A 9,798-nucleotide genomic window follows, 5' to 3' on the forward strand; every position below is an offset into this window, starting at 1 on the left:
TGCCGAGGATAGAGGCAGGGGGCGCAATGCCTATCAGTTAGGCAGTTGGCTCATTTCTCGCTCTCTCCCTCGCGGTCGAGCTCGGCCAGCATGGCATGGGCGTTGATGATGGAGCCGGCAATGGTGCCGATCGGCACGCGCTTGGCCGTCGCCTGCTTGCGCAGGAACTGGTAGGCGTCGTCCTCGGAGAGGTTGCGCAGGCTCATCAACAGCCGCGTCGCCTTCTCCACGTCGCGGCGGGTGCGCAGCGTGTCCTCCAGCTTGGCTATCTTGGCCAGCAGCCGGCCCTCATAGCCGCGCTGCGACAGGGCGAGCACGAGGCTGGACAATACGCCGGAGGCACGGATCGGGCGCACCAGCACGCCATGGGCGCTGGAATCCAGCAGCGCCTTCAGCACGGTGGGGTTCTCGTAGTCGACAATGGCGATATGGGCGATGGCGAGGTCGGCCATGCGCCAGGGCATCGAGCTTTTCGTGTCGCGGTCGAGCAGGAAGAACACCGCATCGAGCGGGAGCGGCAATTGCGCGGGCGGCGGCCACACCACCTGCACCTGGCAGCCGATGCGCTGCAACTGGCGCACGAGGTCCTCGCCGTCCTGGTCGCGCGGATGCACCACGGCGACGCGCATGTTGCGCAGGTTCTGGATCAGCTGCGAGGCGCTCATGCGTCGCGCCTCTTCGCCTTCGCCCAAGCCTCACGCATGGTCGTAAATATGGTCGACGAGATAGGGGTCGGGCTTCACCGGCGCCTTCGCCTCCCACACCACGTCGAAATCGCCGTGCTCGTTCACCATGCCGATGCGCGGCAGCAGATAGGTGTGGTTGTTGTCGGGGTCGATGCGGATGCGGCCCTGCGGCGCGTCGAACTCGGTGCCGAGCGCGGCGTCGACGAGGCGCTGCGTGTCGAGCGACTTCGCCCGCCGGAGCGCGTCGGCGAAGAGGTGGATCTGGAAATAGGCGGCTTCCGCATACATCGTCACCGCCGCGTCGCGGCCGAAGCGGGCGCGGTAGGCGGCGACGAAGCGGCGATTGGCCGGGGTGTCGACGGTGGAGAAATAGGGCGCCGAGGTGATGTGGCCGATGCAGAGTTCCGGCCCGATGGCGCGTATTTCGCCTTCCGACATGGTGAGGCTGGCGATGGGCATGCTGCGCGGATCGAGCCCCGCCTCGCGGAAGACGCGGTAGAGCAGATGCGCGCCTTCGCCGACCACGGTGGAGAACACCACCGAGGGCGCGCGGCGGCGGATATCCTCGACCACGCGGCGGATCTGGTCCGCGTGCGGCTGTTCCGGCACATAGGTTTCCGCCACCACCTCGCCGCCCTCGCGCGAAACGAGATCGCGCATGATGCGGTTGGATTCATGGGGATAGATGTAGTCCGAGCCGACGAGATAGAAGCGCGGCCCGAAGCGCGAGAGCAGATGGCGGGCGAGCTGCAGGCTGTTCTGGTTCGGCGCCGCGCCGGTATAGATGACGTTGGGCGAATATTCGAAACCCTCATAGAGCGAGGGGTACCAGAGCAGGGCGTTGCGCCGTTCCACCGTGGCGAGGATCGCCTTGCGGCAGGACGAGGTGCAGCAGCCGAAAATGGTGCTGATGCCGTCCTCGGTCAGCAGCCGCTCGGCATAGCGGCGGTAGAGTTCCGGGCTCGATTCGGGATCGTAGCACACCGGCTCGATCGGGCGGCCGAGCACGCCGCCCGCGAGGTTGATCTCTTCGATGGCGAGCGCCGTGCCACGGAAATGCTCGGTCTCCGGCTCGCGCATGTGCCCCTTGCGGGAGAACAGCACGCCGACCCGCCAGACGGCCCCCGCCGTGCCCGAGCCCTGTTCCGCGCTGCCGAAATTCGCCACCGGCGCCTGCCTGTCTCACCTGTTGCCGCGCCGGCCGCCCCGTGTGCGCCGGCCGGGCCCCGCTGAGCCCGCCTGCCGTTTTGGCGCGCCCGCGCCCGGCTGGTCAAGTCGCGCCCGCGGCCGACGGGTCAGCGCGACGTGCCGGTCGCGGCGGGGAAGGGCAGGACATTGCCGTCGCGCCGCGCCAGCCGTCCCGCCACCTCGACCAGCTGCTGCGGGATGAAGGGCTTGCTCACCACCGGCGCCTGGGCGAAGGCGGCCGGCAGGTTCTCGCGGCCATAGCCGCTGACGAAGGCGAAGGGAATGCCGCGCCGGGTGAGCGCCGCCGCGACGGCATCCACCGGCTTGCCGTGGAGATTGCCGTCGAGCAGGGCGGCGTCGAACGCGCCGGTCTCGATCGCCTCCAGCGCCTCCTCCACGGTGCGCGCCGGGCCATGGACGCTGGCGCCGGCATCCTCCAGCACCGCGATGAGTTCGAGCGCCACCAGCGCCTCGTCCTCCACCACGAGCAGGCGGCAAGCGTCGAGCGCCGGCACCTCGCGCGGCGGCTCCGGCGGCGCCGGGGCGACTGGACGGGCGGCGATGTCGGCCATCGGGTCCGGGGTGCGGTCCAGGCGCATCATCAGCTCCCACACCACCCCCTCATTGCGGTAGGAGACGGAGGCGGTGCCGCCGTCCGACTTCATGCTGCTGTCGATGAGAGTGGAGCCGAAGCCGCGCTTGACCGGCGTCTGCACCGGCGGGCCGCCGCTTTCCTGCCAGCGCAGCTGAAGCTGGTCGCCCTCCACCGACCATTCCAGCACGACGCGGCCGGCGGGGCGGGAGAACGCGCCGTATTTCAGCGCATTGGTCGCCAGCTCGTGCAGGATCAGCGCGAGGCGCAGCGCCGGCTGCGGCAGCAGCTGCACGCGCGGGCCACGGGCGTCGAGCCGCGCCGGATCGACGGCGCCGAGCCGCAGCTGGTCGTGCACGAGGTCCATGAGATCGGCGCCCTGCCAGGTGCGGTCGCTGAGCATGCCATGGGCGCGCGCCAGCGCCTGGATGCGGCCTGAGAAGGTGGCGGAGAACTGGTCGGGGTTGCGGGAGTAGCGCAGCGTCTGGGTGGCGATGGCCTGCACGCTGGCAAGTGTGTTCTTCACCCGGTGGTTCAGCTCGCCGATGAGCAGGGTCTGGGTTTCCTCGGCGCGGCGGCGGTCGGTGATGTCGAGAATCTGCACGCTGAGCGAGACCGGCTGTCCGTTGGGGCGGCGCAGCACGGAACTGTACCATTCGCAGTCCAGCACCGCGCCCGCGCGGGTGCGGCAGCGCACCGTGTGGTGCCCGCGCTGGTGCGCCGCATCCGCCAGCGAACCGGAGAGCATTTCCGCGAGTTCGCCGATGCTGCTGTCGCAGAGCCAGCCGAGATCGGACAGCGACTGCCCCGTCATTTCCGCCGCCGTCCAGCCGAACATGCGCTCGGCGCCCTTGGACCAGGCGAGCAGGCGCATGTCGGGATCGAATTCGACAATGGCGAGCGGGGAATTGTCGGTGTGCGCCTGCAGCCGGTCGAGCGCGCCTTTCAGCTCGGCTGCGGCGGTGGCAAGCGCGTCCTTCTGCCGGGCCAGCTGCTCATGCTGGCGGGCGATGGAGAAGAACACCTCCGCCTTGCTCTTGAGGATCAGCGGATCGATCGGCTTGTAGATGAAATCGACCGCGCCGGCCTCATAGCCCTTGAATCGGCGGCCCTCATCGGTGGAGGCGGCGGTGACGAAGATGATGGGCACACGTCGCGTGCGCTCGGTGCCGCGCATCATCTCGGCGAGTTCGAACCCGTCCATGTCGGGCATCTGCACGTCGAGCAAAGCGAGGGCGAAATCATGCTCCAGCAGCAGTTCCAGCGCCTCGACGCCGGAGCGCGCCTTGTAGAGGGTGAGCCCGTCGCGGCGCAGCAGCGCCTCCAGCGCGCGCAGATTCTCCTCGATGTCGTCGACCAGCAGGAACTTGACCGGCTCAGGCGACATCATGGCGGGCCTCCCGCAGCGGTGCCGTCGCCAGCCGGCGGAAGATGCGCTCATCGGGCGCGAAGGCGGCGAAGGCGTCGGCATGGGCGGAAAAGCGCAGGCTCTCATTCATGCCGAGGCCGAGGAAGCCGCCGCGCGTCAGCGATTCCCGGAACAGCCGCAGCGCGCGGTCCTGCAGGTTCGAATCGAAATAGATCAGCACGTTGCGACAGGAGATCAGGTGCATTTCGGAAAACACCTCATCGGAAGCGAGGCTGTGTTCGGCGAAGACGGTGCGGGCGCGCAGCGACTTGTCGAACACCGCCCCGCCATAGGCGGCGGTGTAATAGTCCGACAGCGAGGAACGCCCGCCGGACTTGCGGTGGTTCTCGGTGAACAGCGGGATGCGGTCGAGGTCGTAAATGCCGAGTTCCGCCCGCGCCAGCGCCACCGGGTTGATCTCGGTGGCGTAGAACAGGGTGCGCGATTCCAGCCCTTCCTCGCGGAACAGGATGGCGAGCGAATAGAGTTCTTCGCCCGCGCTGCAGCCGGCGACCCACACTTTGAGCGAGGGGAAGGTGCGCAGATGCGGGATCACCTCCTCGCGCAGGGTGCGGAAATAGTCGGGATCGCGGAACATCTCGCTCACCTGCACGGTGAGGCAGTCGATCATCAGCGGCAGCAGCTCGGGCTCGCGCAGCAGCCGCGCCTGCACATGCGAGAGCGTCTCGCAGTGCAGCCGCTGGCGCAGCAAATCGGCCCGGCGGGCCAGCGAGGCGCGGGAATAGGAGCGGAAATCATAGTGGTAGCGGCGGTGGATCGCCTCGACCAGGAGATCGAGCTCGATCTTCTCGCTGACGCTTGTGTGGCCGGTGACGCTGGCGGGGCCCGTCATCGCGACATCCATACCCGGGCGAGGGAGAGCAGCTTGTCGACATCCAGCGGCTTGGCGAGATAGTCGTTCGCCCCGGCCGCCAGGCACTGTTCCTGGTCGTCCGCCATCGCCTTGGCGGTGAGCATGATGATGGGCAGGCCGTGCCAGGCCTCGCGCCGGCGGATTTCGCGCGTGGCGGTGAGGCCGTCCATCTCCGGCATCATCACATCCATCAGCACCAGATCGATCGGCGGACCGCCCTCGGCCTTCTCCAGCAGTTCCAGCGCCTCGCGGCCATTGCGGGCGATCTGCACCCTGGCGCCGTGCGGCTCGAAAATGCTGGTGAGGGCGAAGACGTTGCGCACATCATCCTCCACCACCAGAATCTGCCGGCCCTCCAGCCGCGCATCGCGGTTGAGCGAAGTGGCGAGCAGCTTCTGCTGCTGCGCCGGCAGGTCGGACACCACCTGGTGCAGGAACAGCGTGACTTCGTCGATCAGCCGCTCTGGCGATTTCGCGCCCTTGATGATGATCGACTTGGAATAGCGCCGCAGCCGCAGTTCCTCGGCATCGGTAAGCTCGCGGGCGGTGTAGACGATGACCGGCGGAAACGCCGCCGCCTCATTGTCAGCGAGCCGGTTCAGAAGATCGAAGCCGGTGGCGTCCGGCAGCGTCATGTCGAGCACCATGCAGTCGAAGGTCTCGCTCTCCAGCCGGGCCAGCGCCTCGGCGGCGGTGGCGCAACCGATCGTCTCCACCTCCTTGGCGGCGAGGAGTTCGCTGAGGCCCCGCAGCTGGGCGGGGTCGTCCTCGACGATGAGGATGCGGCGCAGCTGGCGCGCCATGCGGAATTCCAGGCGCTCCAGTGCCTGCACCAGCTCGTCGCGCTTGACCGGCTTCATCATGTAGCTGACGGCGCCATAGGCCATGGCCGTCTGCTCGTAATCGCTGGCGGAGACCACATGGACGGCGATGTGGCGGGTGCGGGCATCGTGCTTCAGCCGGTCGAGCACGGTGAGGCCGGAATGGTCCGGCAGCCCCATGTCGAGGATCACCGCATGCGGCAGATATTGCCGCGCCGCGAGCACGCCGTCATCGGCTGTCGTGGTGACGATGCACTGGAAGCCCAGCTCATGGGCGAGATCGAGCAGGATGCGGGCGAAGGCGAGGTCGTCCTCCACCACCAGGATCAGCCGCGCGCCGGCGGTGAGGCGGGAGCGGTCGTCGTCGATGCCGGCGGGCGCGGGCCGCGCGGGCGCGTCCACTGCGAGCGGGGCGGGCGGGGCCGTGCGCGGTGCCGGGCTGCGGCGCGGGGCGCGCAGCGGCTGGGCGGCGGCGGCGCTGTCGACCACCACGCCGCTGAAGCGCGTCGGCACGAGGAGGCTGAAGGTGCTGCCTTCCCCGAGCCGGCTCTCCAGCTCGATCTCGCCGCCGAGAAGGTTGGTCAGCTCGCGCGAGATCGACAGGCCGAGCCCGGTGCCGCCATAGCGGCGGTCGATGGTGCCGTCGGCCTGGCGGAACGCCTCGAAGATCGCGTCCTGCTGCTCCTCGGCGATGCCGATGCCGGAATCCGACACGGCGAAGACGAGCCGGCCATCGGCCTGGCTGTGGATGTCCAGCACCACCTCGCCCTGTGAGGTGAACTTGACGGCGTTGGACAGGAAGTTCTTCAGCACCTGCTCCAGCCGCTGCGGATCGCTCTCCAGCACCGGCGACACGTCGGGCGCGATCTGCGCCCGCAGGGCGACGCCCTTCTCCTCCGCCTGCGGGGCGAAGCTGCGCACCAGCTTTTCCGCCAGCGCGGCGATTTCCACCTGCTGCGGCCGCAATTCCAGCTTGCCGGCCTCGATCTTGGACAGGTCGAGAATATCGTTGATGAGGGTGAGCAAGTCGTTGCCCGAGGTCTCGATCATCTGGGCGTAGCTGATCTGGTCCTCGGTCAGATTGCCGAAGCGGTTCTCGCCGAGCAGGCGGGCCATGATCAGCAGCGCGTTCAGCGGCGTGCGCAGCTCATGCGACATGTTGGCGAGGAATTCGGACTTGTAGCGGCTGGCGGCGGCGAGATCGTCGGCCTGCTGCTTCAGCGCGCCCTGGGTGCGGGCGAGATCGTCGCGCTGGGCTTCGAGCAGCTGGGTCTGCTCCTCAAGCTGGGCGTTCGATTCCTCCAGCTCCGCCTGCTGCCGCTCCAGCCGGCGCTGCGAATCCTGCAGCGCCTGGCTCTGCTCCTGCAGTTCCTCGTTCGCCGCCGTCAGCTCCTCGCCATGGGTGCGCAGCTCCTCGGCCTGCCGGCGCGTTTCCTCCAGCAGCTCTTCCAGCCGGGTGCGATACTGCGCCGAGCGCAGAGCGACGCCGACCGCGCTCGCGGTGCGCTCCAGGAATTCCAGCGCCTCCGGGAGCGGCTTGCGGGCGAAGCCGAGCTCGATGACGCCATTGACCTCGTCATCCTCGAAGGTGGGGGTAAGCAGCAGCCAGTCCGGCTTGCCCTTGCCGAGCCCGGAGCCGAAATAGAGATAGTTCTCGGGCACGGAATCGACGGTGAAGCTGCGCTTGTCGGCGATCACCTGCCCCACCAGCCCATCGCCACGGCGGATGCGGGCCGGCACCGGCGCATCGGCCGGCACGCCATAGCCGGCGGCGCGGGCGAAAGCGTCGTGGTCGCGGACATAGAACAGGGCGGCGCGGGCGCCGAGCCGCTCGGCGAGGAAGGTGAGCACCCGCTCGCCCAGTTCGGCGCTGGAGAGATCACCCATCATTCGGCGGGAGAGGTCGACCTGTGTGTCGCGGATCCACTCCTCGCGGCGGACGGCGAGCTTGTTGCGGATGAAGAAGAAGCCGGTCGCCGCCAGGATCCACACCGTGGCCGTGCCCATGCTGCGGTTGAGCAGAGCGACGCTGGGATCGATGCCGGCGCGGTCGACCATATAGCCGATGACGATGACGCCGGTGACGGCGGCAGCGGTGACGAGCGGCACGTGGGTGCGCCAGGCGAGAAAGGCGAGCACGACCGGGATGAAATAGGCGACCCAGACGGCGACGCCGAGAGGAAAGGAAAGGTCCGCCAGAAAGACCAGCGCGGTGAGCGCGGCGAGAATGGCATAGAGAAGGATCGGCTTCTCTCCGAGCGCCCTGAACTGCACGCTGCCCTCACTCTCCTGAAAAAACGCTGCGGGGCTGCGCGCCGCCGACCCGCCAGATGCCGTGCTGTCCGCCGCGTCACGTGCTGGCGCACCTGCCGCGCCGCTCATTCCGCGCAGGACGCATTCTCCCGGCGCCCATAAACACTTCTACAGCCGGAAGGTTCCATCTGTTGCGAAAGAAAGTGAGCCAGCCGCGAACGTGGCCGGCCCACCTCACGCCGGGATGCGCGCGGGCTCGCTGAACTGGGTGCGCACCATGCGGGCATAGATGCCGCCCCGTGCCACCAGCTCGGCATGGTTGCCCTGCTCGGCGATGCCCTCGCGGGTGACGACGACGATGCGGTCGACGGTGCGGATGGTGGAGAGCCGGTGGGCGATGATTAGCGTGGTGCGCCCGACCGAGAGCGCCGCCAGCGCGCGCTGGATCTCCCATTCCGTCTCGCTGTCCAGCGCCGAGGTCGCCTCGTCGAGGATGAGGATGGGCGGGTCCTTCAGGAACATGCGGGCGATGGCGAGCCGCTGCTTCTGCCCGCCCGAAAGTTTCACCCCGCGCTCGCCGATCACCGTATCGAGCCCGAGCGGAAGCTCGGCCAGGAGGCCGTCGAGCTGCGCCCGGCGCGCCGCCTCGCGGATCGCCTCCTCGCCGGCGTCAAGCCGGCCATAGGCGATGTTCTCGCGAATGGTGCCGCCGAACAGGAACACGTCCTGCTGCACGATGCCGATGTTCCGGCGCAGCGAGGCGAGCTGCACGTCGCGAATGTCGTGCCCGTCAATCGCGATGCGCCCGCCCGCGACATCGTAGAAGCGCGGCAGCAGCGAGCACAGCGTGGTCTTGCCCGCGCCCGACGGGCCGACAAAGGCGACGCTTTCGCCGGCGCGTATGTCGAGGTCGATGCCGTTCAGCACCGGCGCGGCATTGCCATAGGCGAAGCGCACGCCCTCATAGCGGATGGCGCCCTTCACCTCGGTGAGCGCGACCGCGCCCGGCTTGTCGGCGACATCCGGGCGGGTGGCGAGGAAATCGAGATAGGAGCGCAGTCCGGCAATGCCCTTGGGGTAGACTTCCATGACCGCCGCGATCTTCTCCAGCGGCCGGAAGAACACGCCGACCAGCAGCAGGAAGCCGACAAAGCCGCCATTGCTGAGTTCGCCGCGCAGCACGAACCAGGTGCCGGCCAGCATGATGATGACCTGGGTGAGGCGCATGCCGAGATAGGACAGCGAGGCATTGGCCGCCAGCAGGCGGTAGGCTTCCAGCTTGGTGGTGCGGTAATGCGCATTCTCCACCGCGAACAGCCGGGTCTCATGCTCCTCATTGGCGAAGGACTGCACCACGCGGATGCCGCCGATATTCTCCTCGATACGGGCGTTGAAGGCGCCGACGCGGCCGAACAGGGCGCGGAAATTCTCCGTCATCCGCCGCCCGTAGCGGGTGGTGATGAGCGCGCTGGCGGGGACGATGACGGCGGTGAGCAAAGCGAGCGGGACATTGACGCTCAGCATCACCAGGAACGCGCCGACAAAGGTCATGAGCGCGATGAACACATCTTCCGGGCCGTGATGGGCGACCTCGCCGATTTCTTCGAGGTCCTTGGTCAGCCGGGCGACGAGATGGCCGGTCTTGTGGTTGTCGAAATAGGAGAAGGACAGCTTCTGCACATGGTCGAAGGCGCGGCGGCGCATCTCGGTCTCGATATTGATGCCGAGCATGTGCCCCCAATAGGTGACGACCGCCATCAGCGCCGCATTGAGCAGATAGACCACGAGCAGCCCCGCCGCCGCCCAGACGATGAGGTGCCAGTCCTGCCCCGGCAGCAGATGATCGATGAACAGCTTCACCGCGATGGGGAAGCCGAGTTCCAGCAGGCCGGAGACGACCGCGCAGGAAAAATCGAGCATGAACAGCCCCTTATAGGGGGCGTAATAGGACAGGAAGGGCCGGATGAGCTGCATGA

General features: G+C 68.0%; 6 protein-coding genes. All 6 read right to left on the reverse strand.

What is annotated here, in order from left to right:
• Nucleotides 1-50: 50 nt before the first annotated feature.
• Nucleotides 51-665: an ANTAR domain-containing response regulator gene (locus J2S75_RS06055; protein WP_307018913.1), complete on the reverse strand. Its 615-nt coding sequence runs from the start codon at nucleotides 663-665 to the stop codon at nucleotides 51-53.
• A gap of 30 nt (nucleotides 666-695) precedes the next feature.
• Nucleotides 696-1,853, reverse strand: a complete 1,158-nt coding sequence (locus J2S75_RS06060; protein WP_307018914.1) for a transporter substrate-binding domain-containing protein — start codon at nucleotides 1,851-1,853, stop codon at nucleotides 696-698.
• Nucleotides 1,854-1,981: 128 nt separating this feature from the next.
• Nucleotides 1,982-3,856 carry a response regulator gene (locus tag J2S75_RS06065; protein WP_307018915.1) on the reverse strand — a complete coding sequence of 625 codons (1,875 nt, stop codon included), beginning with the start codon at nucleotides 3,854-3,856 and terminating at the stop codon, nucleotides 1,982-1,984.
• Nucleotides 3,843-4,727 carry a CheR family methyltransferase gene (locus tag J2S75_RS06070; protein ID WP_307018916.1) on the reverse strand — a complete coding sequence of 295 codons (885 nt, stop codon included), beginning with the start codon at nucleotides 4,725-4,727 and terminating at the stop codon, nucleotides 3,843-3,845. The genes J2S75_RS06065 and J2S75_RS06070 overlap by 14 nt, the downstream gene beginning before the upstream one ends.
• Complete coding sequence (locus J2S75_RS06075) at nucleotides 4,724-7,843, reverse strand: response regulator (RefSeq protein WP_307018917.1); 3,120 nt, start codon at nucleotides 7,841-7,843, stop codon at nucleotides 4,724-4,726. The genes J2S75_RS06070 and J2S75_RS06075 overlap by 4 nt, the downstream gene beginning before the upstream one ends.
• 213 nt (nucleotides 7,844-8,056) lie before the next feature.
• A complete protein-coding gene (locus J2S75_RS06080) occupies nucleotides 8,057-9,796 on the reverse strand; it encodes an ABC transporter ATP-binding protein (RefSeq protein WP_307018918.1) in 1,740 nt (579 codons plus the stop codon).
• Nucleotides 9,797-9,798: the final 2 nt, after the last annotated feature.

The sequence above is a fragment of the Ancylobacter polymorphus genome (assembly GCF_030813495.1).
Classification (GTDB): domain Bacteria; phylum Pseudomonadota; class Alphaproteobacteria; order Rhizobiales; family Xanthobacteraceae; genus Ancylobacter; species Ancylobacter polymorphus.

Coding starts and splice junctions, on each gene's coding strand:
- J2S75_RS06080 (WP_307018918.1), bottom strand. CDS start 9,796: ATGCAGCTCATCCGGCCCTTCCTGTCCTATTACGCCCCCTATAAGGGG.
- J2S75_RS06070 (WP_307018916.1), bottom strand. CDS start 4,727: ATGACGGGCCCCGCCAGCGTCACCGGCCACACAAGCGTCAGCGAGAAG.
- J2S75_RS06065 (WP_307018915.1), bottom strand. CDS start 3,856: ATGATGTCGCCTGAGCCGGTCAAGTTCCTGCTGGTCGACGACATCGAG.
- J2S75_RS06055 (WP_307018913.1), bottom strand. CDS start 665: ATGAGCGCCTCGCAGCTGATCCAGAACCTGCGCAACATGCGCGTCGCC.